The organism is Bifidobacterium sp. LH_449 (assembly GCF_056356755.1).
This window is the reverse complement of sequence record NZ_JBKEUV010000003.1, coordinates 73499-99411: the sequence shown is the minus strand read 5'-3', so window position 1 is coordinate 99411 and position 25913 is coordinate 73499. Positions and strand designations below refer to the sequence as shown.

The window sequence follows — 25913 nt, the reverse complement described above, 5'->3', positions numbered from 1 at the left end:
GCGGGCTTCACATTGCCAGTCGTCTAATCATGCGGCCGATGTCACGATCATGGCATCACATATGTCGCATCAGTCCTCGAACGGGTCGAAGTCGCGGCGCACGCGGCGGCGAGGACGCTCGGAACGCTCTTCGCGTTCGGAACGGTACTCGTCATAGTTCTCGTCGGCGGCATAGCGCGGATTGCGGTCGAAACGACGGCCGCCGCGGCCACCACGGCGATCGTCACGATTATCGCGATCGTCACGGGCCTGGCGGGACGGACGACGATCGTAGTCGCGGTCGTCACGGTCATCACGGTCCATGCGGCGGCGACGCGGACGATCGTCATAATCACGGTCGTCACGGTCATCGTAATCGCGTTCGACACGGCGGCGACGCGGACGATCGTCATAATCACGATCGTCACGGTCATCGCGGTCCATGCGGCGGCGACGCGGACGATCGTCGAAGTCACGATCGTCGCGATCGGAACGACGGTCATCGCGACGGCCACGGGCCGGGCGACGGTCGTCACGATCGGAACGACGGTCATCGCGACGTGCCGGAGCGGATTCCTCGTTTTCGAAGCCCGGAATGGCGAGACTGATCTTGCCGCGGTCGTCGACGCCTTGCACGACGACTTCGACGTTGTCGCCTTCCTTCAGCACGTCTTCGACGGCGTCGATGCGTTCGCCGTTGGCCAGGTTGCGGATCTGCGAAATGTGCAGCAGACCGTCGGTGCCCGGGGTCAGGTTCACGAAAGCGCCGAAGCTGGTGGTCTTGACGACCTTGCCGTTGTAGGTTTCGCCGGCTTCCGGAACATGCGGGTTGGCGATCTGGTCGATGATGGCCTTCGCCTTTTCGGCGGCTTCTCCGCCTTCGGAGGAGATGTAGACGGTACCGTCATCTTCGATGGCGATTTCGGCGCCGGTCTCCTCCTGGATCTGGTTGATCATCTTGCCCTTCGGACCGATGACTTCGCCGATCTTGTCCACCGGGATGGTGGTGGTGATGATGCGCGGAGCGTTCTCGCTCATTTCGGCCGGACCGTCGATGCACTCGTTGATGACCTCGAGGATCGTGGTGCGTGCCTCGTGAGCCTGCTGCAGGGCGGAGGCCAGGATGTCGGCCGGAATGCCGTCCAGCTTGGTGTCCAGCTGCAGGGCGGTGATGAATTCGGACGTGCCGGCGACCTTGAAGTCCATGTCGCCGAAGGCGTCTTCGGCACCCAGAATGTCGGTCAGGGTCTTGAAGATGTGCTGGCCGTCAACATCACCGGAGACCAGGCCCATGGCGATGCCGGCGACCGGTGCCTTCAGCGGAACGCCTGCCGCCAGCAGCGACAGCGTGGAGGCGCACACGGAACCCATCGAGGTGGAGCCGTTGGAGCCGATGGCTTCGGACACCTGACGGATGGCGTACGGGAACTCTTCACGGCTCGGCAGCACCGGCACCAAAGCCTTCTCGGCGAGGGCGCCGTGGCCGATTTCACGGCGCTTCGGGGAGCCGACGCGGCCGGTTTCACCGGTGGAGTACGGCGGCATCTCATAGTTGTGCATGTAGCGCTTGGTCTGCGGACCGCTCAAAGCGTCGATCTGCTGCTCCATCTTGAGCATGTTCAGCGTGGTGACGCCCAGGATCTGGGTTTCGCCGCGCTGGAACAGGGCGGAGCCGTGCACGCGGGGAACGATGTCGACTTCGGCGCTCAGCGTGCGGATGTCGCGCAGGCCACGGCCGTCGATGCGGTAGTCCTCGGTCAGGATGCGGCGACGCACGATCTGACGCTGCAGCTCCTTGAACGCGTTGCCGATTTCCTTTTCCTTCTCGGCCTCGTCCATGTCTTCGAATTCGTTGGCAAGCGTCTCCTTGACGCCGGCCTTGATCTGGGCGATACGATCCTGACGCGGCAGCTTCTCCGCGATGGACAGCGCCTCATCCAGATCGGCATGGGCGATTTCGTCGATGCGGGCGTACAGTTCGTCGGTGTACTCCGGGAACAGCTGGAATTCCTTGGTTTCCTTCGCGGCCAAGGCCTTCAGCTCGTTCTGCGCCTCGCAGATGACCTTGATGAACGGCTTTGCGGCTTCCAGACCGCCGGCGACGACTTCCTCGTCCGGCTTGATCTGGCCCTCATCGTAGATCAGCGTCCAGGCGTTCTTGCCGGCGCCGGCTTCGATCATGGCGATGGCGACATCGCCGTTTTCGACCACGCGTCCGGCGACGACGATTTCGAACACGGCGCGTTCGCGTTCGCTCCAACGCGGGAAGGCGACCCACTGGCCGTCGATCAGGGCCAGGCGCACACCGGAAACCGGACCGGAGAACGGCAGGCCGGAGATCATGGTGGAGGCGGAAGCGGCGTTCAGCGCGATGACGTCATAGGCATCGTCCGGATTCACCGCGAGCACGGTTTCCACGACCTGCACCTCGTTGCGCAGCGTGTGCGGGAACAACGGACGCAGCGGGCGGTCGATGATGCGGCAGGCGAGAATGGCTTCGGAGCTCGGACGGCCTTCACGGCGGAAGAACGAGCCCGGAATCTTGCCGGCGGCGTACATCTTCTCTTCAACGTCAACGGTCAGCGGGAAGAAATCATAGTTTTCCTTCGGGCTGGAACCGGCGGTGGTGGTCGAAAGGACCATCGAATCATCATCAAGATAGGCGGCTACCGCACCATCCGCCTGCTGGGCGAGACGACCCGTCTCGAAGCGCAGCGTGCGCTTGCCAAATGAACCATTGTCGATAACGGCTTCAACGGCCTTGATTTCGGGACCCTCCATAGGGTTCCTCCTTTTATTTATTGCTATTTCCTACTATCAATCCAACATTCCAAAATACCGGACCGGCGTCCGGCAGCTGCTCTTGTCTGCCAGCTGTGCGGCATACCTGGCCGCGTGCTCCTCGTAGTTCCAGATTCCAGACTTCTCGTGCCCATTCCCCGGGCGCTTGCATTTCATCCCTCGTCAGAAAGCTGACAACCAAAAGCGCCCGGACACAATCGTGTCCGGGCGGAAAGTCTTATCGGCGCAGACCCAAGCGCTCGATCAGGGAGCGGTAACGGTTGATGTCGACACGCTTGAGGTAATCAAGCAGACGACGGCGGTCACCGACCATCAGCAGCAGACCACGACGGGAGTGGTGATCGTGCTTGTGCTCCTTGAGGTGCTCGGTCAGATCAGCGATACGCTTGCTCAGCAGAGCAACCTGGACCTCCGGAGAGCCGGTGTCACCTTCATGGGTCGCGTACTTAGCGATGATTTCCTGCTTTTCTTCAGCCGTCAGTGCCACGGCATCCTCCTTATATTGCTGCGCGGTGCTACCGGCCCGATGCCGATGCGCTCTCTATCCGCGGGCGAAACACGCCGAAGGTCAATTATACACAGACGCCCGACACCGCGAATCAGCTTCGAAATCAGGCGACGCCGATCCCATCGAACAATCAGATCAGATCAAATCAAATCGCAATACCGTCACACAATCGTCAGCAGGCCGCCGAACAGCACAATCAGCAAAGCGATCGTTTCTATCACGAAAAACATGATGAACGACGCCCAACTGCGCGTCAGCACATTCAACGGCGAATCCTTGCGGATCGTCACCAATAGGCCCACCCACAGCACGGCGAACACGGCGACGCCCAAGCCGGCGGCGATGATGCCCAGGTTCGCGGCATTCGCCAGCGTCGACGAATCACCGTATACCACGTATGTCGAATACCAGAAATTCAGCTTCAACATGCACAGGCCCGCAATGAACTGCTCCGCCGCCAAGCCGACCACGAACACCGTTCCCCATAGTCGGCGACGCGCGTCGACGACCAGCAGGGCAAGGCCGGTGATGGCGACCAGGGTCACCGTCCAGGCCACAAACGCCGCGCCTTTGGGATCCAGCAAGCTCAAATGATCGAGCATCCACTGCGTCTGCCGCACGGCGGTCGTACGCCCCCACCAATACGGCACCACAATGGCCACGACGACCAGCAGCGCATACGCCAGCCACCGCATGGGATGGGAACGGCTACGCTCCATATCGGCCAGCGACAGCGACGAATCGGGAATGGACGCCTCCGGATGCTTCGATACGATGTTGTCCGGCTGTGCGGAGGATGTTTGCACAGCACCGGATCGCATGCCGCCGGGCTGAGTATCGCCGCCCATCTGCCGATTGACGCATTCCCCCACGCTGGGTCCTCCCGCCATCTACGTATACCTCGCGATCATAGTTCAGGCCATGCCTGCCGTCACGGCAGCCGACATGACAATAGGCGCTCATATCTACGACGGTATTCTACAAGGACTATGCGGCCGCGAATGAAGGCTCCACCCATGGAAATCGTCCATTTTTGACACATTTGACGAAGCCATATGGCAGAAATGGACGCTGCTTCGGGCGTGTCTCGACCAATCGTGCCATATCACTCCGTTAAAAATGGCGGAAATGGACGCTGCAGAGCAGAATTCAGGCGAAACAGGACAAGGCAGGACACGACAAAATGAAACATGCGGGTGACGGGCGGCCTTCCGTTTCATGACGGCCGCTCCGGCGGAATGAACACCGCAATCGACAACCTTCGGCATCAAATCAGTATGCCGGGCCTGTCGTCGCGTTCCCGCCGAGTGGCTCTCGCTAAGGTCATGACCGGTTTCGGCAAGCGCGCCATAAGTCAATTCAGGAAACTCCCTGACAAGCGCTTGGATATGACGAGATCGGCATGCCGCACGCCCTGGTGTCGCGCGTGAAAACGAAAAGGCCGCGAACCTTTGGAAATCCTTGGGTTTCGCGGCCTTTCGAATGGAGCGGATGACGGGAATCGAACCCGCGTAATCAGTTTGGAAGACTGAGGCTCTACCATTGAGCTACATCCGCGTGCCGTCCTGCAAGCAAGACGACTCGTGCCATTATACACACATCCGATACAAAAGCAATCGGCGCGCCCGAACATGCGATATCGCCTACTCCAATATGACGATGGCGGAGGCGATGCCGCCGTCGTGGCTGAGGGAGACGTGGAAGTCGGATGGCGACGCCGCCGCTGATGATGCGAGTCGCCGCGCGACGTCGGGCGCGAGCGCGACATGGGGGCAGCCGTGGGAATCGTCGATGATTTCAATGCGATTCCATGGCGTATCGTCCAGTGAATACGGATATGACGCAGGAGCAGATGATGACGAAGATGGCGACGATGCGGCGTCGCCACTGCGTCCGATCGCCTCGCACCATGCTTTGATGACGGCTTCCTTGCCCGCCCATCGGGCCGCCAGATGGATGGCCTCGCCGTCGCCTTTCACCTGTCCGCGCATCGCGGCCTGCCGCAATTCGCGCGGCGAAAAAAGGCTTTTCATGCGGGTGCCGGATTCGTTCAGCTGCGCCGCGAACGCTTCGACGTCGACGATGTCGTGACCTAGACCGCGCATATCGCAGCACCTTTCGTTTTGCTGATTCGCCGCGCCGACTTGTTGCAACGGCGCTTCTTCGCCGGCGTGTTCCGCCGAAAAGACGAGGGCCGGCCTCGCACCGTTTTCATACTAATGCGAGACCGGCCCTTGTCGGTTTATCCGGAGGTCGGATCCGGAGGTCGGATCCGACGTACGCATCAGGCTTCGAAGTAGCCGGATGCGCCGAGGCGCGCCTGCGGGTCGAGCAGCATGGCCTTTTCGACCTCGTGGGCGTTGTAGCCGCGGCCGTCCTCATGGAAACGGCGGTTGTCGATCGGCTCATACAGCGCCGCGTGGCCCATCATGCCTTCCTCGAAGCGACGGCGGCCTGCCGCCAGACGCTCGTTCGCACGCTCGCGCCAGCCTTCCAGCGCCTCCATGCCGGCGGTGTTCGCCACGGCCGCTTCGAAGGCGCCCGGGTTGACGATCGCCGCGAAGCCGGAGACATGGCCGAAGCCGAGCGAGGTGACCAGGCCGGCCTTGACGGTGCGGCCGGTGGCGCCGATGTTCAGCGGCTTGCGCAGCCACACCATATGGTCGTCGCGTTCCAGCTTCGGGTCGACGCAGTCGAGCGCCGCGTTGGCCGGAATGATGCCGGAGCGGAACAGCTGCGTCAGGCCGTTGACCTGGAAGATGCAGGCGCCGCCCTTGGCATGGCCGGTGAGTGTCTTCTGCGAGATCACGAACAGCGGGTTGCCGTCGGTGCGGCCGATGGCGTGCGCCAGCGTGTTGTGCAGTTCGGATTCGTTCGGATCGTTCGCGTTGGTGGACGTGTCGTGTTTGGAGACGACGGCGATTTCATCCGCCGTGACGCCGAGCGCGGCCAGGTCGCGCACGAGCTTCGAGTCACGTCCGCCGCGTCCCGCCGCGAGCGCGCCCAGTCCCGGCGCCGGGATGGAGGTGTGCGCGCCGTCCGCGTAGGAGTGGACGAATCCGACCACGCCTGCGACCGGCAGTCCGAGCTTCAGCGCGATGTCGCCACGGGTCAGCAGGATCGTGCCGCCGCCCTGCGATTCGACGAAGCCTCCGCGACGGCGGTCGTTCGCACGGGAGAAGAAGCGCGCGTCGATGCCCTTCGCGTACATCTCCTCGGAATTGGCGGTGGCGTTCATGTTGCCGAAGCCGATCACCGATTCCACGCCGATGTCGTCGATCGCGCCGGTGACCACGAAGTCGGCCTTGCCGAGCGCGATCTTGTCGGCGCCCTCTTCGAGGGAGACCGCGGCGGTGGCGCAGGCGGAGACGGGCTGGATCATGTTGCCGTAGCCGCCGATGTAGGACTGCATCACGTGTGCGGCGACGACGTTCGGCAGCGCTTCCTGCAGGATGTCGGTCGGGATCTCATGGTTGAGGAACCGGTCAAGGTACAGCTTGCGCATCGAGGCCATGCCGCCGAAGCCGGTGCCCTGCGTGGAGGCGACCATCGAGGGGTGCACGGCCTGCAGGATCTCCGTCGGCGTGAAGCCTGCGGACAGGTAGGCGTCCACGGTGGTGACGATGTTCCACAGCGCGATCTTGTCGACGTCGCCGACCATCGAAGCCGGGATGCCCCACTTGACCGGATCGAAGCCCTTCGGGAACTGGCCGCCGACGGTACGGGTCATGGCGGCGCGGCGCGGCACGCGGATCATCGAGCCGGCATGGCGGGTGACGGCCCATTCGCCGGTTTCCGCGTCTTCAGCGATGCTGGTGTGCGCTTCGTCCATCGTGACGTATTCTTCGGCGATCTCACGGGTGGGCACGCCGAAGGTGACGTCGTGGTCGAGGTAGATTTCCGCTTCCTCTTCGTCGGCGCCGTCCTTGTAGTCGTTGCCCATGCCCTCCTCGAAGGGGCGCACGCCGGAGCGGGCCACGACCTCGTCGTGGTAGCGTTCGGCGATGTCCTCTTCGGGCACGAGGTTGCCGTCGACGTCATACCAGCCCGGCTTCGGGCTGTCCGCCCAAGCGAGCAGGCCCATGTTCCACGCCAGTTCGAGCACGGCGCCTGCGGACAGGTCGACGGTGCCGTCGGAGTGGATGCCGAGTTCCGCCTCGAAGCGGGTACGGCCGGAGCCCCACGGGCCGAGCTCGCCGACGGAGACGATGACGATCTCGTCTTCCGGACGGGCGGTGACGCCCTTCCAATCGTTGAGGTCGACGTGCGCCTGACGAGTCACATGCGGGCTCGGCAGCGCCTTGAGGCTTGCGCCTTTGGTGATGTCGGCCGCGTCGTCGCCGGCGGCGGCGTTTGCGTTTTCGGCGGCCGCGGCGTCGGCCATGGCTTCGGCGCGCAACGCCTTGATATCGATCGGCTCGGAGCCCAGGCCGCCGGTCAGGTCGACGTCGAGCGGATGGCTCTTGGCTTCTTCGCGGGCTTCGCGGGTGGCCAGTTCGAGCAGCTTGACGGAGATCTGTTCGGTGGAGTAGGTCTTCAGACCGTGGCGTTCGACGACCTCGACCAGCGGATCGTTGCCGCCCATCAGGCCGGTGCCGCGCACCCAGCCGATCTTCGGATGGGCGAAGGTGACGCGGCCGGACCACACCTTTTCGGCGCGGGCGCGGTTGACGATGGCGTCGAAGGCGCTCTTGACCTCGCCGTACGCGCCGTCGCCGCCGAAGATGCCGCGGTTCGGGGAGCCCGGCAGGATCACATGCAGCCTGTGCTGCACGTCGGTGTCGGCGCCGATGGCGGCGAGTCCCGCGATGGCGCGTTCCACGCCCCACAGCATCAGACGCGCCTGCGATTCGAACAGTTCGCCGGAGTCGGCCAGCGTGCCGCGGACCGGCGGGGCCGCGAACGGGAAGAACAGGCTCGGTTCGTACGCTTCCTTCAGGATCGTGGTGCTGGCGCCGGAGGTCTTCTTCTGCACGTTGCCGACCCAGTCGACCAGCGCGTCGACGTCACGGTAGCTGGACAGGTTCGCCGGGACGAGCCACAGCTTCGCGTCGCCCGCCGCATGCTCACGGTAGGTCTGCTTGGCCCATGCCTTGACGGACGGGCGGAAGCTGTGCGACGTGGCGATGACGGTCGCGCCGCCGGCGAGCAGGCCGTTGACGACCTGGGCCGCGATGGAGTTCGGCGCGACGCCCGTCACGACGGCGACATCGCCTGCGAAGCGGGATGCGTCGGCGTTCGACGTGACCGGGGCAAGCGCCTGTTCGGCGATGGCCTTGAATGCGTCGGCGAGTTCGGCGTCGTCGGTATGTTCGGCATACCATGCGGCTTCGTCGGCGACGGCCTTGCCCAGTCCGATGAAGCTGCCGCCCAACGCGGCGGCGCCTGCGCCGTAGAAGGCGCGGGCGAGGTCTTCGCGGGCGGAGGCCCACCGGTCGTCGAACAGGATGGCCTTGTCGGCGTCGAAGCGCGGCTCGACCTGATTCGGCCAGTCGGAGCCGAGTTCGGCTTCGACGGCGGCCACCACCGCGGCGTTGTCGTCGCTTTCGTCGCCGGCGGCCGGAGCGGTGACGCCCAGCTGGTTCAGCACGAAGCGCGCGGTGGAGGCGAGCACGCCGTCGGAGCCGGTGACCTTGGCAGCGAATGCGTCCAGGGCGGCGGAGTCGACGACCGCGCCACCTGCCGTGCCGCCTGCGCTGGGCAGCGCGACGGAGACGCCGTTATCGGATGCGACCTTCTGCACGGCGGCGTCGATGATGGCGTTGGCGGCCGCGGCGTTGGACGCCGCGTCGGTGGCGAGCGATGCGAGATCGCCGCCGCGGGAGCTGGCGCCGTCACGGGTTTCGAGCACGATGGCGGCCACCACGTGGCTGGCCCAGCCTTCGCCGAGCTGCCAGGTTTCGGTGACGCGCTTTTCGATCTGCGGCAGTTTCACGCCGGCGGCTCCGAACATGCCGCGCACGCGGTCGCGCACGATGTCGGACAGCACCGGGCCGAAGGCCTTGTAGTTCGGGGCGACCTTGTTGACGAGGGCGTTCAATGCGCCGATCGTCGCTTCTGCCGCGCCGTCGACGCTGGCCACGCCCAGTTCGGAGCTGATGTCCATGAGCAGCTGATTACGACGGGAGGATACGCCGTTGGTCAGCGTGTCGGTGGTGTCGTTGTCGCCGATCTGATCGGGACGCACCTTGGCCGAGTAGGCCAGCAGCATGGCGATGGCGTCGGACGCCTTGAACGGGATGTCCGCGACGGATGCGCCGGATACCGCGCCGGCGGCCGGAGCCGGGGCGACGGCCGGAGCCGGGGCGGCAGGCGCGACGGGCAGGGCCGCAGGAGCGGCGGAAACGGAGGCCGCCGGCGTCGGCTCATCGTCGTCTTCGAGGTCGGGCACCAGCGAATCGGAATCGGTCATGTAGACGCGGCCTTCGTCGCGGCCCACGTTGTACACGGTCACATCGCGTCCGGAGAAGTCCGGCAGGCGCAGCGTCTTGGAACCGAGGTTCGCCAGGGTCGGGGAATTGCCCAGACCGACCTCCACGTATTCCTCCACGCCAAGGCCGCCCTGTTCGGCGGAGCCGAACATCAGGGCCTGCGTCTCGATCCAACGCACCGGGGATGCGAACTGCCACGACAGCAGTTCGGTGAGCAGCAGGCGTCCGAGCTTCTGGTCGTCTTCGGCGTAGGAATCCCACACCTTCGGATCGTCCAAAGCGGCCTTGATGCGTTCGGACGGCACGACTTCGAGGATCTTCGCCGCGAATTCCCTCGTCATTTCGAACGGGGCCGCCACCAGGTTCGGGATATAGCGTCCGACGAGGCGTCCGCGATAGTCGATGCGGGCGGGCAGCAGCGCGTCGAGCTTGTCGCGGAATTCCGGGACGCCCTTGCGCAGCAGCGTGGAATGGAACGGCACGTCGATGCCCGGGATGAGCATGAACGCACGTTTGCCGCCGTATTCGGCGACGCGCTTGGCGGAGTCGGCGGACAGGGCCTTCAGGCCGGCGATCGTGCCGGCGATGGCGTACTGCTGGCCGGCCAGGTTGTAGTTGACGATCTCCAGGAATTCGCCGGAGGCCTTGGCCACGGATTCCACGTATTCGCGCACATGCGCGTCGTCCACGCCGAACTGGTTCGGACGGAGGGCGCCCATGCGGTAGTTGGAACGGCCCTGCTCGTCGCGGTCGATGAGGTGATGCATGGTCGATCCGCGGTGGAACACGAGTTCCAGCACGGTTTCCAGCGGGATCACGTCGGCGAAGGAGCTCAGCGCGTTGTATTCGCCCAGCGAATGGCCTGCGAAGTAGGACGGCCAGATGTCGGCTCCGGCTTCGCGCATGCGTGCGGTCTGCGCGAACGCCACAGTGGCCAGAGCCACCTGCGTGAACTGGGTGAGGTTGAGCAGGCCTTCCGGATGGCGGTAGGTCACGCCGTTGGCGGTCAGTTCCTTCGGATTATCGCGTACGACGGCGAGGATCGAGAAGCCGAGGCGTTCGCGGGTGAGCCTGTCGGCACGTTCCCACACGTCGCGGGCCGCCGGGGACTTGGCGCGCTCGTCGAGCACCATGCCCTGGGCCTGGATGCCCTGGCCCGGATAGACGAACGCGGACTTGGGGGCACGCACGATGGCGGTGGCGCGGGAGACGATCTGGCCGTCGATGCGGCTGGTCACTTCGAGCACCATGCCGGCGTGGCGTACGCGGCCGACGCGTTCGATGGAGATCTCCACTTCGTCGTCGAGCTGCACCATGCCGTACATGTTGTAGGTCCAGCCGGCGATCTCGTAATGAGCGCCCTTGTCGTCCAGCGCCTGCACGGCGTGCTGGGCGGTGGCGGACAGCCACATGCCATGGACCAGCGGGGCCTTCAGACCGCTGACCGCGGCGCCGCGATGCGACGTGTGGATCGGGTTGAAGTCGCCGGAGGTGCGGGCGAATGCGGTCATCTCATGAGGCGCGGTCACGGTGACGCGGCGCAGCATGCGGCGCGGGGTATCGGCGATGTCGGCTTCGAGGCCGCCGTAGTCGGGCGCTTCCGCCGGCAGCGCGTCGGAATAGGCGCGTCCGCGGATGGCGAAGCGTTCGGTCTCGCGGGCGAGCAGCGTGCCGTCGGCTGCGGCGTGTTCGACATGGATGGTGACGACGCGGCCGGAGGCGGATTCGAAGTAGTCTTCGGCCCAGCTGGTCAGCGTGATGGTTTCGCCGGTGTGGGCGAGCAGCTCGTCTTCGGTGACCTCCAGTTCGATCAGATGATCGAGATGGACCGCGTTGAGCAGGCCTTCGATGACCGGGAAGCCGTGGACGTACACGGAGCCGAGCGCGGCGTAGATCGCCGGCCATGCCGGCCCGACCAGCGCGTCCGGGGCGATGCGGGACGGCACCAGGTTGTGCGGCAGCGCGCCGCCGGTGGCGGCCTCATGGTCGAAGCCGAGGTTCGCGGACAACGTATAAGAGGCGTGGGCGAGGCCGAACGGATAGGCGGCCTTGTCGTCGTCCTGCTCGATCTGCGGCATTGCGGTCAGTTTGTCGCCGGTGATGGCGGTGTTGCCGATGCCTGCGGTGTCGGCCAGCATGCGGTAGACGTGCTTCGGCAGACGTTCGCGGTCGACGACCGGGGACAGGCCCGGCTTGGTGCCGTCGACGTTGAGCGGGATGACGATGCTGCGCACGGCGTGTTTGGAGGCGCCGCCGTCCGGATCGTTGTCCCAGTAGGTGTCGAGATGAATGTTCAGATCGTACTGTTCGACGTTGCCGTCCTGGCCGACCTTGGTGATTTCGTATGCGGCGTCGCCGTTGGCTGTGCCGTATGCCGGATTGGCCATCAGGTGGCCGACCCAGGAGATGTTCGGGCAGGAGCGGATGAAGGCTTCGGCGTCGGCTGCGGCGTTGAGCTGCGCGAACGCCGCGGCGGAGTCGGCCGTGGTGCGTTCGATCATCGCCTGTTCGAAGCGTCCGAGGATGTCGGCGACCGGCTCGTCCATCGTGGTGATGCCGGCCACGGAGATCGGGCCGGGGATGACGCGTACGGAGTCGGCGCAATAGCGCGGGTCTTCGGACTGCCACAGCTGGTCCTGGCCCCACCAACGCAACAGGTCGTTGTCGATGACCGGAACGAACGGCATCGGCTTGGGGTATTCGCGCACAAGGGTCGGGAACCACGCCTCGTCCATCGGCACGACGTGCAGTTCGGCGGCCTGCGGATAGGCTTCGCGCAGCCTGGCGATCGCGGCGACCGGGTCGGATTCGACGTCGGCGCGGGAGGAGAACAGCGAAGTGAATTCGCCGCTTTCCTGGTCGACGACGCGGGCTTCGATGCGCTGCAGCAGGTGCAGGAAACGGTCTGCGTAGGTTTCGTCCACCCACGGGAAGGAGAGTTTGGCGAAACGTTCCGCCCACTCGATGTAGGTCATCGTCTTCAGATCGCCGAAATACGGCTTGGCCGTGGCGTTCAGCGCTTCGATGATCTCTTCGCGGCGGCTTTCCAGCTCTTCCGGATGCTTCATCACGCGCACCAGCAGTCGCCCGCAGCGGGCAGAGGAATTCTCCAGCTCATAGATGTCGGCATGCAGATGGCTCAGACCGGAGGTCACGCCGCCCAAGGCCTTGCCGCTCGGCACCCACTGCTCGCCCAACGGAGCGAACGGGTCGGCGTCGCCCGGCTTGGCTTCGATGCCGGGGGTTTCGACCAGCATGCGCTTGACGTCCGGGCTGGTATGCGCTTCCTTTGCGGTCATGACGGCGGTGCCGACGAGCACGCCGTCGACCGGCATCAGCGGGCGGCCGTATTCACGGGACCATTCGCCGGTGATGTAGTCGGCCGCGCGCTCCGGCGTGCCGATGCCGCCGCCTGCGACCAGCACGAGGTTGTCCTGCTCGCGCACTTCGGCATAGGTGGTCAGCAGCAGATCGTCGAGGGATTCCCAGGAATGGTGGCCACCGGCGGAACCGCCTTCGACTTCGATAAGGACCTTCGTCGGGGCGACGGCCTTGGCGATGCGCACGACCTGACGGATCTGGTCGACGGTGCCCGGCTTGAAGCTCACATACGGGAAGCCGTCGGCGTTCAGCGTATGGATCAGACCAACGGCCTCGTCCAATTCCGGAATGCCCGCGGAAACGACGACGCCGTCGATCGGCGTGCCGCTCGCGCGCTTCTTCGGCACGATGCGCTGGGAGCCGAACTGCAGATTCCACAGATAACGGTCCATGAACATCGCGTTGAATTCGACGGTGCGGCCTTCTTCGAGCTCTTCCTCCAGCTTGGCCACATGACGGTCGAACACGTCGGCGGTCACCTGGCCGCCGCCTGCGAGTTCGGCCCAGTAGCCGGCGTTGGCGGCCGCGGCCACGATTTCCGGATCGACGGTGGTCGGGGTCATGCCCGCCAGCAGAACCGGCGGCTTGCCGGTCAGCTCGCTGAAGGCGGTGCGCATCCTGCGTCCGGCCGGAGTGTCGATGACGCGCGGCGCGAAACGCTTCCAATCCTGCATGCGCTCCGGATCGCCGTCCATTGTGGCGAGTCCGGCGCGCGCCGCGCCGGTGGAGGCTTCCACCACGCCGGCGCCGGTGCCCTGGGCGACGGTGGAGAACAGCTTGCCGACGGTGTTGCCCGGGCCGAAGTCCAGCACCCACAGCGTGCTCGGGTCGACGGATTCCATCATCTCGTTGACGCGCGCGGACCAGTCGACATGGTTGAGCAGCACTTCCGCGGCGAGCTCACGGGCGTGTTCGCCGTCGATGCCGCAGGCCTCGGCCCAGGCGACGGCCTGGGACACTGCGTCGGCCATCAGCGGGCTGTGGAACGGCAGCGTCACGTCCAGGTATTCGAGCGTCGGGTCGAACACGCGGCCGCCGCGCACCTTTTCCTCACGCAGCTTGGCCTGATGCCTGTGCTCCTTGGCGACTTCGACGCCGAAGGCGGCCAGGTCCTCCGGATAGCCGGACAGCACGTAATTCGTCGAGGAGTTGGCGACGGCCACCGCGATCGGGCCGCGGGTGCCGGCGACGCGTCCGATCAGCGCGTCGATCTGCGCGCGGGTGATGTCTTTGACTGACAGCATCGGGGTGGCGTCTCCATGGCGGGCGGCCAGTCCGAGCTGCCGGGCCTGACGGGTGCCGGCCACGCCGATCAGCGTCGCGATGGCGAGGATCTCGTCGATCGCCGGAGCCGCGGCTTCCACGGAGCCGGCCTGTTCGATGGCCTGGACCATGTGAACGGCGAGCACGCCCTGCGAGTGGCCGAGTACGGCGACCGGACGGGCTTCGGCGGGATTGTAGCCGAGCTGGGCGGCGTCGAGCAGCGCGGCCAGCTGGGCCAGTGCGATGCCCGGGACGCTTGCGGCGGCGGCCGCCGCGGCGCCGAGTCGTGCCGGATTCGGCTCGTAGCCGTACAGGTCGATCGGGCGTCCGGTGGTCGCCAGCAGTTCGGCGGACACCGGATACAGCATGTTCCGTGCGACGTCGGTGTGCCGGTGCAGCGCATCGGCGAGCGCGGGATCGGTCAGGGCGTCCGCGAGCGCGGCCGGCCACGGGGTGGACTGGCCGGCGAAGGCGAGCGCGTGGGGCTCGTTGGCCAGTCGGTTCAGGAAGAATTCGTTCATGTTGGTCCTTCTGTTTGTGGTTGGAATCTTGTCGGTTGCCGTCATCGTCTACAGCGGCTGGTTGCCGTGGTGCCTTCCCGTTGCGCGCACGCGGCGTTTGCCGGCGAGCAATGCAAGGCCTTGGATGATGGTTTCGCGGGTTTGCTCGGGGTCGATCATCGCGTCGATTTCGCCGGTTTCGAGCGACAGATTCGCATTGACGGTGGTCTGCTCGTATTCGGTGATGAGTTTGGCGCGCAATGCGTCGACGTCCTTGCCCATGTCTTTGGCTTTGGCGAGGTCTTTGCGGTGGATGATGTTGACCGCCCCGGCCGCTCCGAGCACTGCGATCTGGCTGCTGGGCCAGGCGTAGTTGAGGTCCGCGCCGATGGATTTGGATCCCATGACGATGTAGGCGCCGCCGAATGCCTTGCGCAGGATCACGGTGATCAGCGGGACCTGTGCGTTGGCGTAGGCGTAGATGACTTTGGCGCCGCGTCGGATGATGCCCGCATGCTCCTGTTCGGAGCCCGGCTTGTAGCCGGGGGTGTCCACCAGCGTGATGACCGGCAGGTTGAACGCGTCGCACAGGCGAACGAAGCGCGCGACCTTTTCGGACGAGTCGACGTCGAGGATGCCGGCGTTCACGTTCGGCTGGTTTGCGACGACGCCGACCGGATGCCCGTCGACGCATGCGAAGCCGACGACCGCGGAGCAGGCGAAGAGTTCATGCACCTGCACGAATTCGCCGTAGTCGACGATGCAGCGGATGACGTCGAGCATGTCGTAGGGCTGGCGGTCGTTGTCGGGCACGATGCCGCCCAGCCGACGCGCCACGTCATGGTCGGCGCGGGTCGCCGCATAGGCGTAGGTCGGCGGATCGCTTTCGCAGTTCGACGGCAGGTATGCCAGCACGGTTCGCGCATAGTCGATCGCGTCCGCTTCGTCTTCGCCCAGGTAGTGCGCCACGCCGGATACGGCGTTGTGCACGTATCCGCCGCCGAGATCGGCCATGCTGATCGTTTCGCCGGTCGCCGCTTTGACGACGTCGGGACCGGTGACGAACATGTTGGAGTTTTCGCGGGTCATGACGATCAGATCGGTCAGTGCCGGGCAGTAGACGGCGCCGCCCGCGCAGGGGCCGAGGATCAGCGAGATCTGCGGGACGAAGCCGCTGGCGTCGCAGGTTTTCGTGAAGATGCGGCCGTATTGGGTCAATGCGGCGACGCCTTCCTGGATGCGGGCGCCGCCGGAGTCGATGACCGCGATGATCGGCGTTTTCAGGCTGATCGCCTGATCCATGAGACGGCAGATCTTCCGGCCTTCGGCCACGCCGAGCGTGCCGCCTTTGACGGAGAAGTCCTGCGCGTAGACGGCGACTTTGCGGCCGTGTATTTCGCCGAATCCGGTGATGACCGCGGAGCCTGCGACGCCCGCATTGATGTCGCCGCCGCGGAAGCGTCCGATTTCCTCGAACGATCCGGTGTCGAGCAGCAGGTCGAGGCGTTCGCGTGCGGTGAGCTTGCCTTTGACATGCTGACGGTCGCGCGCATGCGCTTCGGCGTCGCGCGCCAGTTCGGCGGCGCGCAGCACGGATGCGCGAATCGGCTGGTGTTCGCCGTCGACGGCTTCGCCGTTTCCGGATGCGGCCATGACGGCCGGCGATTGCATGATATCCGTCATCCTCATCCCTTCTTCGTCTGGGTCACGTCGATGGTCATCAGCGTTTCGCCCGCTTCGACGCCGACCGCCGGTGAGACGAAGATCTTGGTGACGACGCCGCCGGCCGGCGCGTACACGTAGTTCTCCATCTTCATCGATTCGAGCACGACCAGCAGGTCGCCTTTGGCGACTTCCTGGCCTTCGGCGACGTTGATGCGCGTGATGACGGCCTGCATCGGGGAGGCGATGACGCCGGGCTGGCCTTCGCTCTGCGCGTTCTCCTTCTGCACATGGTGCAGGCCCTGGCCGCGCAGCGGCTGGGTCGGGCGCTTCGCGCCGCGGGCGCGGGCTGAGCCGGTGAGGTTTTCGACGATGTCGGTCGGCACGGTCAGTTCGACGCGTTTGCCGTTGACTTCGATGCAGAAGCTTTCGCTGGACGGGCGTTCCGCGGCCTCATCGCCCTTGCCGCTCATCGAGGTCGGCTGGCCGCCGCGCGTGGCCTGCGGATCGCGGTTGAGATACTTGCGTTCGAGCCATTTGGTGCTCACGTCGAAGGCATGGCCGTGTTCGGCGGTGAATTCGTCGTCGTTGAAGATCCGTTCGTACAGGCTCGCCGGGGTCGGCACGCCTTCGATATGCAGCTCGCCCAAGGCGCGACGCACGCGTGCGACCGCGGTTTCACGGCTTTGCGCGGTGACGATGAGCTTGCCCATCATCGAATCGAATTTCGGCGAGATGGTGTCGCCCGCCACCACGCCGGAGTCGACGCGGATGCCGGGGCCCGCCGGCCAGCGCACTTCGGTCAGCGTGCCGGAGCTGGGGGCCAGGTTGGTCGCCGGATCCTCGCAGGTGATGCGCAGTTCGAAGCTGTGCCCGCGTACGGGGGCGTCGGCGGTCAGTTCGCCGCCGGAGGCGATGGTCAGCTGTTCGCGCACCAGGTCGACGCCGCTGACCTCTTCGCTGACGGTATGCTCCACCTGCAGGCGCGGATTGACTTCGAGGAAGTAGACCTTGCCCAGATCGGTGACCATGAATTCGCAGGTTCCCAGGCCCACATAGCCGACCGCTTCGAACAGGTTGCGCGAGTAGCGGTGCAGCTGTTCGACGACGTCGTCGTCCAGGAACGGCGCCGGGGCCTCTTCGATGAGCTTCTGGTTGCGGCGCTGCACGGAGCAGTCACGCGTCGAATACACGGTGAAGTTGCCGTGCGAATCACGGCCGCATTGCGTCTCGACATGACGGCCCTTGTCGATGAATCGTTCGACGAAGTATTCGTTCAGGTCGCCGCCCTGCAGCGCGTCATGGTTCATATAGAAGCCACGCAGCTCGTCGTCGTCGTGCACGAGGGTGATGCCGCGTCCGCCGCCGCCGTCGGTGCGCTTGAGCATCAGCGGATAGCCGTGGGTGTGCGCGAAGTCGAGCAGGGGGCGGATGTCGTCGATGGACTGGGAGATGCCGGGGACCGGCGGCACCTTGGCGCGTGTGGCGACCCGACGTGCGGTGATCTTGTCGCCCAGATCGGTCAGCGCCTGCGGCGAGGGGCCCACCCAGATCGCGCCGGCGTCGAGGACCCGCTGTGCGAACGACGAGACTTCGGACAGGAATCCGTATCCGGGGTGCACGGCGTTCGCGCCGCTGCGTTCGAGGATGTCGAGCATCAGGTCCTCGTTCAGATACGTGTCCTTGTAGGTGTCGCCGGACAGCAGGTACGCCTCGTCGGCCATGCTCACATACTGCGCATGACGGTCCTGCTCGGCGTAGACGACCACCGTGGGGATGCCCATCTCCTGTGCGGTGCGAACGACGCGAAGCGCGATTTCGCCTCGATTCGCGACCAGCAATTTATTGACATTTAAAGACATGCCGTCAAGTATGCAACGCGTTCCCGCCGCACGAAAACTCGTTTTCAAACAAAACCGCAAACGAGTTTTTGTACAACCGCACAAACGCGACAGTAGGTTTGCCGCATCTACCATGAGGGACACCGCAAAACATCCATCACGCAAGGAGCATCATCATGGCCAGCACCATCGCACTGCTGCGTTCCGCCATCGACCGCCGCACCGTCGCCGCCGTCGGCAAGCCCATCGTCTTCGCACTGCTGCTATGGGGCTCCGCCGCCGCGGGCGCCGTCCCGATTCCGGGCACTCCCGTGCCGATCACGCTGCAGACCTTCGTCGTCATGACAGCGGCGCTGACCATGTCCTGGCGTCAGGCCGCATCATCCATCGCGCTGTATCTGGCCGCGGGCGCCGCCGGACTGCCGGTATTCGCAGGCGGCATGTCCAGTGCGGCCTTCCTCGGCCCCAACGCCGGCTTCCTGATCGGCTTCCTGCCGGCCGTCATCATCACCGCATCGCTGAAAGGCGACGCGCATCGCATCACCGACGCAAGCCCCGAATCCGACAAGCGTTCCGCCGTACGCGCCATGATGCGCGCCGCACGCTACCTCGCGGCCTGCATCACCGGCTGCATCATCGTCGAATACATCTTCGGCATCGCCGCGCAAAGCCTCATCACCGGCGTCGACATCCCCACCGTCGCCCTCGCCTCGACCGGTTTCATCATGGGCGACCTCGCCAAGGCGGCGATCGCATCGCTGGCCATCGCCGGCGTCCGATCGCTGCGCTGACCTCGATCGGGCGCCGCTACAGCACGCCGACGTCGGCGGTGCGCACGATCGTCGTCGTACCGTCGTCCAACGTCAGCGTCAACGACGCGTCCGCATTCAACGAGGTCGCCTCGCCGACCAGCGTATCGCCATTGACGAAATTCGCCTGCACGCGGCGCCCCAGCATGCAGCAGTGACGCAGCATCTCGGAATGCAGCTTCTTCGCGGTTTCCGCCGGATCCTTCTCGAACGCCATGATGCGCGTACGCAATGATGGAATCAGATACGCCGCGATCAGATCGCGCATCTTGCCGGCGGAAGGCAGCTCCTCCGCGATCCTGTCCAGCGATGTGGCGTTTTCAGGCAGATCCTCATCGGACAGCGCCAGATTCAGGCCCACGCCGAGGATCAACGCATAGCGCTCCTCCTCGCCAGGCTGACGCTGGTCGGCCGGAAGCGGCATCACCTGCGCCAGAATACCGCCCAGCTTGCGACCGTCATAGTAGATGTCGTTCGGCCACTTCAGGCTCGGAGCGGTCTTCAGGTCGATCCAGCGGCCTTCGGCGTCGCGGACGGCGTCATTGATCGCATCCAACGTGACCAGGCCGGCGATCATCTGCAGCCAGCCGTTCAGCGACTCGTCCACGACAAGGCTTTTCGGCACGGCCACGACAAAGGAAATCGTAAACGATGCGCCCGGAACGCTCACCCACGCATGGTCCAGACGACCGCGGCCGGCCGTCTGCGCATCCGCCGCGACGACGACCACCGCGTCCTTGCGCTTGCCCAACACCGGCAGATTGCCGGAAGCGACCATATCGGCGGCCAACGCATTCGTCGACTCGGTCTCCTTCACCGTCACCAGCTCGTCAGCGATCGCCTCCGTGCGGAAAAAAGAAACGTCGGATAGCATCATCATGATTTTCCCTTCCATCAGGCACGGCTTCATCGGGCATACAGCATCCCAGCCCCATGCCCGAATCACTCTGCTTTATCTGGACGCGACCGTCATCGCGTTAAGCCAATACTCGCGTCGAACGCCGTGCGCGTCACGCGCCGCATGCCGTTCAGGTCAAAAGACCGACGTCGCTGATATGCAGCACACGGACCTCGCCGCTGGAGGCGCGCACCGTCACCGAAGCGTCGTCGTTCAACGCCACGACCTCTCCGCGGCAAACGCTGCCGTCCGTCAGCTTCTCGCAGATCGTGCGGCCCATCATCCAGCACACGTGGCGTGTTTCCGAGCGCAGACGACTGCTCTGCCGCGCGGGATCGGCGATGAACGACTTCAAACGCTCACGCAGCGATTCCACCAGATGAGCGGCGACCATGTCGCGCAGCACCGTTCCCGGCGGCAGCGACTTCACGTGCATGCTCAGCGACGTGGACTGCGGCGTCGGCAGACGATCGGCGGGCACCGTGAGATTCACGCAGACGCTGAAAATGACCGCGGCCTTGTCCGCATACGCGCTGTCCTGCGGCAGCGGCGCGATCTCCGAAAACGTGCTGCCCAGCTTCAGGCCATGGCAGTAGACATCGTTCGGCCACCTGAGCATGAAACCGTAATCGTAATCCAGCGGGCGGGCGTCGCAGTCGTCCAGCGCCCCCTCCAGCGCATCAAGCGTGGCCAGGCCCGCGATCATCGACAGCCAGCCGTTCATCGTTGAATCATGCACGACGGCGTTCGGCATCGTCGCGATGAACGACATCGTAAAGGAACCGCCGGGGACGCTCATCCAGTTGCGGTCGAAGCGCATGCGGACATCCGTCTGCACGTCGGCGGCCACCACGGTGACGGCGATATCCTCATCGTCGTCGTTGCCGTTCCACGCGATCGATCCCTCGTCGACCAGACGATGCGCCTGCTTGTGGGTCGAGTCCATTTGCGCGCGCGCGACTACTTTGTCGGCCACTCTTTCCGTCCTGGTCAACCGCGGCGGTGCGGCCCTTAACGATAACATCATAAAATTCACATTAGACGGATTGCATGTGAACGTCAAATATGATTACAAAGTGCGGAAGCGGCACGTCAGAATCGTCGGAACCATGAGGTTTTGACGGAAAACGGGACCTTGCGGACACCGCTTCGCAGGGGCCGGCAGGGCCGGGGACGGATTGAAACCGGGATGAACAGGCAAGGCTCAGCCGGACCGGATTGGAACCGGACCGGATCGGCGCCGGCCCCGACCGGGGACGAGCCGAATCAAAGCAGGGGTCTGAGGCAGAGGCAAGAAGCAAGGCCGACGCGAGGTTCGCTTGGCACGGTACAATCGCTGCCATGACCGGCATTTCCTCCTCCCCCGCCACTGCGCCCAAGGCGACGGCCGCGCCCGCAGCGGCCAAGGCACAGCCAGGCCGCGCGCTCAACATCTTCGGCTGGACGCTGGGCGTCCTCGCATGCCTGTGGATCGCGTGGTGCGTCGCCATCGGACCGCTGTACTGGCAGGATATCGGACTGGCCGGTTTCGGATGGGCCAATGCGGCCTACCTGATAATCGCATTCCTCATCTGCTTCATGCTGCTCGCCGCTCTTGTACGTCTCGGCCGCGGGCGACGCGTGCTTCCCGCATTCATCCGCTTGCCGCGCGCCGTCAGACATCGGGGCCTGCGCATTGCGGCGTCAAAGCCCGGTCGCGCGATCACCGCCTTCGGCGCCTGGGCCGGCCGCGGCCTCGTCGGCATCACCGACCGCTGGTGGAAGCTGTTTCTCGTATTCATCATCGGCTGGCTATGGGCGCCGACCACGCTGCTCGCCGCGTTCGGCGCCGACATCCGCTCGCAGATCCGCGAATTCGCATGGGCCCTCAACCAGTGGACAGGCCTCGAACAGGCGTATATCGGATTCTTCTCATTCGTACCGATGGACATCTACCCCACCGCGCATTACCTGTGGCCCGACGATCCCACATATCTCACCGACCAGCACAATATCGCGCTCACCATCATCTACGGCGCGGTCGCCGCGATATCGCGCTATTTCACCTCATCCAACGATCCCGGCATCATCGTGCTCGCCGCCTGCCAATGGCTGTTCGCCGCATTCTGCTGCGCCGCGACCGCCAATCGTTTCTTCAATCTGCCATGGCGCCGCCTTGGCGAAGGCGCCTTCGATTTCTCTCATCCCGAATGCCATGACTGCTGGCTGCAACGCGACCTGCGGCATCCGGAAAAGGGCGTCGTCGCCCGCCCCTCACGCCACCGCGCGGGGCCGGTTTCGCGTCTGCTGATCCTCATGTTCTTCCTGTGCTGCCCGCTGGCGGTGTTTTCGACGATCTCCCTGACCAAATCGCCGCTGTTCGCCTTCGCGTTCGTCTGGTGGTTCGGCGTTTTCTATGAACTTCACGCCACGCATATCGCCGTCGAGCCCACCATCAACGGCAAGCCGCATCGTCTGCGCAAACGCTCCTGGATGGCGCTCACCGTCGCCTCCTGCATCATGCTGGTCTCCGCGAAATACGCGTGGTACATCATTCTGTTCGCCTTCGTCATGATGCTGCTCGCCGACCGCAAACGCTGGCCCGTCTACATGTCGGCGCTGCTGCTGCCGGCGCTGCTCATCCACGGCGGCACCATGCTGGCGATCAATACCGGCGTCATCATCTCCGGCGATCCGATCGAAGGCAAATCCATTCAATTGCAGCAGATCGCACGCGTCGCCAAATACGATCCCGACAGCATTCCGCAAAGCGCGAAGGACAAGCTCTCCCCCATCTTCAATCTCGATCAGATGGCCGCCGCCTATTACAGGCAGGACGCCGATCCGGTGAAATCCTCCGGCATCCAGTCGAAGAAGGTCAGCTACAAATGGCGTTCAGTCACCGAAAAGGATCTCGACGATTTCAATTCGGCATGGCTTGAAATCGTCAAAGCCAGCCCGTTGGTGGCCGCCGACGCGCTGTTCGCGGAATATTACGGCTATTTCGACGTCACCGACCTGCCATATGTGTCGATGGACTATTACATCAACAGCAGCTATGTGCAGGACAACAACGACATGATCCAGTACTACAACCATGACTGGCGCGACGCGGTGGCCGGTTTCGCCAAGGCGTGGGGCGCCGTTCCCGTGATCGGCTGGGTGACGCACGGCAACCTGTATGTGACGCTGACGCTGCTGATAGGCGCTGCCGAAGTGATTCTGCGCCGCTGGCGCGCGCTGGCCTGGCATCTGCCGCTGCTGCTGCTGATGGGCGTGATGATCACCGCGCCGGCCAACAATTTCGAGCGGCATATGCTGCCGGTGGCGTTCGTCTTCGGATTCCTGTGCCTGCAGTTCGCACGTGAATCGTGGGCGGCGCGCAGGAAAAAAGCAGCACGCCGCATCTGATTCGGACGGCTACACTATGCAATATGACCACATCCGATTCCAGCGACATTCTTGACCTTCTGGCAGGCCGCACCGATGACACGACCATCGAGCGGCTGGCGTTCGAATGCCTGATCACCGGCCTGACCGATGGCCGAGTGGCTTCGCTGATGAATGTGCTGGGCTGGCGTGGCGTTTTCGACTGCTTTGCGATCGGCGGCGTTCCGTTGGACAATCCGATGGCCACGTCGCTGGCCGTGCGCGGGGTCGTGCGCGATTTGGGCGGCGACGGCATCATCGTCGGCACATACGGCGATTTTCTGATCATGCTGGCGCGTCCTTTGGGCGCGGCGACGCCTGCGGTGACCTGCACGAACGTCGATTCCGCTTTCGACGGCGCGTCGCCGCTGTATGTCAGCCCCGTCCGGCAGGGCGTATCCGGCGCTTCGCACGTGATTCGCGAAACGCTGTTTTCCTTGCAGGCGGCGCCTTCGCTGGTCGATCCGCCACGTCCGCTGCGCGCCGACGAGCTGCTGCCGGAGCGCGCCCTGCTGGGGGACGACAGTGCGCGCGATGAATTGTATGAGAACGTGTACCGCGTGCTGCACGGCGACAATCCCGACGATCCGACCTATATCACGGTGACGACGTTCCTCGGATTCGGCAGTTCGCTGGAAAATACGGCGAAAGCGCTTAATGTGCATCCCAATACGGTGCGGTATCGTTTGAAGCGCGCCGCGGAGACGACGGGCTGGGATGCGACGGATCCGCGCGACGCTTTCGTGTTGAACACGGCGATCGCGATCGGGCGTATGCGCGATGCCGCGAAGCGGTGACGCGGCGGCGGGGTCGCGGGTTTGATGGCGAGATTCCACAGGATTCCGCAGGATTCCACAGAATCACCGCAATGGCTTGTGATATGTGCGCATTGTGATATGTGCGCATTGTGATGCGTGTGCTACGGCAAGCGCAATATGACTGCGATACACGATATATGCCGCGCGATGCGGCACGCGATGCAGCTTGGTGCGGCACGCAACTTGACGCGCGATATGAAAGGTCCCCGACGCCGTTCACCGGCATCGGGGACCTTGAAGCCTTTCGGCTACATGCCTTGGTCAGGCATCAACTCACATGAGGGTGGCGGTATCGACCGGCACGCCCGGGTTCATGGTGGAGGTGATGGTGGCCTTGGTGATGTAACGGCCCTTGACGGTGGACGGCTTCAGACGCTTGACTTCGTCGGCGACGGCCTTGAAGTTTTCGTCCAGAGCAGCCTCATCGAAGGACAGCTTGCCGATCATGAAGCTCAGGTTGCCGTTCTTGTCGACACGGAACTCGATCTTGCCGCCCTTGATGTCGGCGACGGCCTTGGCGACGTCCATGGTGACGGTGCCGACCTTCGGGTTCGGCATCAGACCACGCGGACCGAGCACGCGGCCCAGACGGCCGACCTTGCCCATCATGTCCGGGGTGGCGACGACGGCATCGAAGTCGAGGAAGCCGCCGGCGACCTTCTCGACGAGCTCGTCATCACCGACGATGTCGGCGCCGGCCTCGGTGGCTTCGGTGGCCTTCGGGCCACGAGCGAACACGAGGACCTTGGCGGTCTTACCAGTGCCGTGAGGCAGGTTCACGGTGCCGCGGACCAGCTGGTCGGCCTTGCGCGGGTCGACGTTCAGACGCAGCACGGCTTCGACGGACTGGTCGAAGTTGTAGGACGGCATGCTCTTGAGAAGAGCGATGGCCTCGTTGGCGGTGTAAAGGTTGTTACGATCGACCTTCTCAGCCGCTTCGCGATACTTCTTGGAATGCTTAGCCATGTTTCCTTCTCCTCTCTCAGTCGGTGACCGTGATGCCCATGGAGCGAGCGGTGCCCGCGATGATCTTCATGCCGGCTTCGACGTCACGTGCGGAAAGATCAGGCATCTTGATTTCGGCGATTTCGCGAACCTGAGCCTTGGTGACGGAGCCGACCTTGTGGGTCAGCGGGTTTTCGGTACCCTTCTGGATGCCGGCGGCCTTCTTCAGCAGAGCCGCTGCCGGCGGGGTCTTCAGGATGAAGGTGAAGGAACGGTCCTCGTAAACGGTGATCTCGACCGGGACGACCTGGCCCATCTTGTCCTGCGTGGCCGCATTGTAGGCCTTGCAGAAGTCCATGATGTTCACACCGTGGGAACCCAGAGCCGGGCCCAGCGGCGGGGCCGGATTGGCCTTGCCAGCTTCGATCTGGAGCTTGATCAGCGCCGAGACTTTCTTCTTAGGAGCCATGTTATGGTTCTTCTTTCTATGAAGCGGTGATGGCGGCGCGCACTTTGGTCTCCCGCGGCGCGCTCCTCCCGCAACGTATATTGCTGTGCTGTGCTAGCGGGAAATCCCTCCAGACACAAGCTTTCCCATTATGGCGACACGCCGAGACATCCGACAGCCCTGCTGTCCCCGCCCCCGCCCCGCCTTTCCCCTTGACACT

The 25913-nt window shown here is 64.4% G+C and carries 13 protein-coding genes, 1 tRNA gene and 2 pseudogenes; 3 read left to right on the top strand and 13 right to left on the bottom strand.

Features of this window, described 5'->3' with window-relative positions:
• Window positions 1-69: 69 nt before the first annotated feature.
• The 9 genes and pseudogenes from AC1AX7_RS03720 to AC1AX7_RS03680 all read right to left on the bottom strand — a co-directional run bounded on the left by AC1AX7_RS03720 (window position 70) and on the right by AC1AX7_RS03680 (window position 18388).
• The gene (locus tag AC1AX7_RS03720; protein WP_476508755.1) at window positions 70-2760 is read right to left on the bottom strand and encodes a polyribonucleotide nucleotidyltransferase; all 2691 of its coding nucleotides are present in this window, start codon (window positions 2758-2760) and stop codon (window positions 70-72) included.
• Window positions 2761-2998: 238 nt separating this feature from the next.
• Window positions 2999-3268, bottom strand: a complete 270-nt coding sequence (gene rpsO, locus AC1AX7_RS03715) for a 30S ribosomal protein S15 (RefSeq protein WP_476508754.1) — start codon at window positions 3266-3268, stop codon at window positions 2999-3001.
• Between the two features lie 182 nt (window positions 3269-3450).
• Window positions 3451-4110: a teichoic acid transporter gene (locus AC1AX7_RS03710; RefSeq protein ID WP_476508879.1), complete on the bottom strand. Its 660-nt coding sequence runs from the start codon at window positions 4108-4110 to the stop codon at window positions 3451-3453.
• A 662-nt stretch (window positions 4111-4772) separates the two neighbouring features.
• A tRNA-Gly gene (locus AC1AX7_RS03705) sits at window positions 4773-4846 on the bottom strand.
• A gap of 86 nt (window positions 4847-4932) precedes the next feature.
• A complete protein-coding gene (locus AC1AX7_RS03700; RefSeq protein WP_476508753.1) occupies window positions 4933-5394 on the bottom strand; it encodes a holo-ACP synthase in 462 nt (153 codons plus the stop codon).
• A 179-nt stretch (window positions 5395-5573) separates the two neighbouring features.
• Window positions 5574-8504 (bottom strand): annotated as a pseudogene (locus AC1AX7_RS03695) (beta-ketoacyl synthase N-terminal-like domain-containing protein); the annotation flags it as partial.
• A 1160-nt stretch (window positions 8505-9664) separates the two neighbouring features.
• Window positions 9665-14885, bottom strand: a pseudogene (locus tag AC1AX7_RS03690) (fatty acid synthase subunit beta domain-containing protein); the annotation flags it as partial.
• A gap of 48 nt (window positions 14886-14933) precedes the next feature.
• On the bottom strand, window positions 14934-16547 hold the full coding sequence (locus tag AC1AX7_RS03685) for an acyl-CoA carboxylase subunit beta (RefSeq protein WP_476508752.1): 1614 nt from the start codon (window positions 16545-16547) through the stop codon (window positions 14934-14936).
• 2 nt (window positions 16548-16549) lie between these two features.
• Complete coding sequence (locus AC1AX7_RS03680; protein ID WP_476508751.1) at window positions 16550-18388, bottom strand: acetyl/propionyl/methylcrotonyl-CoA carboxylase subunit alpha; 1839 nt, start codon at window positions 18386-18388, stop codon at window positions 16550-16552.
• A 155-nt stretch (window positions 18389-18543) separates the two neighbouring features.
• On the opposite strand from AC1AX7_RS03680, the gene AC1AX7_RS03675 reads away from it, so the two are divergent.
• Window positions 18544-19158: a biotin transporter BioY gene (locus AC1AX7_RS03675; RefSeq protein WP_476508750.1), complete on the top strand. Its 615-nt coding sequence runs from the start codon at window positions 18544-18546 to the stop codon at window positions 19156-19158.
• Window positions 19159-19174: 16 nt separating this feature from the next.
• Here the strand turns inward: AC1AX7_RS03675 and AC1AX7_RS03670 are convergent, their stop codons facing one another.
• Together AC1AX7_RS03670 and AC1AX7_RS03665 are read right to left on the bottom strand one after the other, a co-directional pair.
• Entirely contained in the window at window positions 19175-20056 is an 882-nt protein-coding gene (locus AC1AX7_RS03670) for a biotin--[acetyl-CoA-carboxylase] ligase (protein ID WP_476508749.1), read from the bottom strand.
• 148 nt (window positions 20057-20204) lie between these two features.
• A complete protein-coding gene (locus AC1AX7_RS03665; RefSeq protein WP_476508748.1) occupies window positions 20205-21050 on the bottom strand; it encodes a biotin--[acetyl-CoA-carboxylase] ligase in 846 nt (281 codons plus the stop codon).
• A gap of 365 nt (window positions 21051-21415) precedes the next feature.
• Here AC1AX7_RS03665 and AC1AX7_RS03660 point away from each other — a divergent pair, with 365 nt between their 5' ends.
• Window positions 21416-23464, top strand: a complete 2049-nt coding sequence (locus AC1AX7_RS03660; protein ID WP_476508747.1) for a DUF6020 family protein — start codon at window positions 21416-21418, stop codon at window positions 23462-23464.
• 23 nt (window positions 23465-23487) lie between these two features.
• Window positions 23488-24279, top strand: coding sequence for a PucR family transcriptional regulator (locus AC1AX7_RS03655; protein WP_476508746.1), 792 nt, complete (start codon window positions 23488-23490; stop codon window positions 24277-24279).
• A gap of 294 nt (window positions 24280-24573) precedes the next feature.
• Here the strand turns inward: AC1AX7_RS03655 and rplA are convergent, their stop codons facing one another.
• Complete coding sequence (gene rplA / locus AC1AX7_RS03650; protein WP_476508745.1) at window positions 24574-25266, bottom strand: 50S ribosomal protein L1; 693 nt, start codon at window positions 25264-25266, stop codon at window positions 24574-24576.
• A 16-nt stretch (window positions 25267-25282) separates the two neighbouring features.
• Window positions 25283-25714 (bottom strand): 50S ribosomal protein L11, encoded by a 432-nt coding sequence (gene rplK, locus AC1AX7_RS03645; protein WP_476508744.1) that lies wholly within the window; start codon window positions 25712-25714, stop codon window positions 25283-25285.
• Window positions 25715-25913: the final 199 nt, after the last annotated feature.

Coding starts and splice junctions, on each gene's coding strand:
- AC1AX7_RS03720 (WP_476508755.1), bottom strand. CDS start 2,760: ATGGAGGGTCCCGAAATCAAGGCCGTTGAAGCCGTTATCGACAATGGT.
- AC1AX7_RS03710 (WP_476508879.1), bottom strand. CDS start 4,110: ATGCGATCCGGTGCTGTGCAAACATCCTCCGCACAGCCGGACAACATC.
- AC1AX7_RS03700 (WP_476508753.1), bottom strand. CDS start 5,394: ATGCGCGGTCTAGGTCACGACATCGTCGACGTCGAAGCGTTCGCGGCG.
- AC1AX7_RS03685 (WP_476508752.1), bottom strand. CDS start 16,547: ATGACGGATATCATGCAATCGCCGGCCGTCATGGCCGCATCCGGAAAC.
- AC1AX7_RS03680 (WP_476508751.1), bottom strand. CDS start 18,388: ATGTCTTTAAATGTCAATAAATTGCTGGTCGCGAATCGAGGCGAAATC.
- AC1AX7_RS03675 (WP_476508750.1), top strand. CDS start 18,544: ATGGCCAGCACCATCGCACTGCTGCGTTCCGCCATCGACCGCCGCACC.
- AC1AX7_RS03670 (WP_476508749.1), bottom strand. CDS start 20,056: ATGATGATGCTATCCGACGTTTCTTTTTTCCGCACGGAGGCGATCGCT.
- AC1AX7_RS03660 (WP_476508747.1), top strand. CDS start 21,416: ATGACCGGCATTTCCTCCTCCCCCGCCACTGCGCCCAAGGCGACGGCC.
- AC1AX7_RS03655 (WP_476508746.1), top strand. CDS start 23,488: ATGACCACATCCGATTCCAGCGACATTCTTGACCTTCTGGCAGGCCGC.
- rplA (WP_476508745.1), bottom strand. CDS start 25,266: ATGGCTAAGCATTCCAAGAAGTATCGCGAAGCGGCTGAGAAGGTCGAT.
- rplK (WP_476508744.1), bottom strand. CDS start 25,714: ATGGCTCCTAAGAAGAAAGTCTCGGCGCTGATCAAGCTCCAGATCGAA.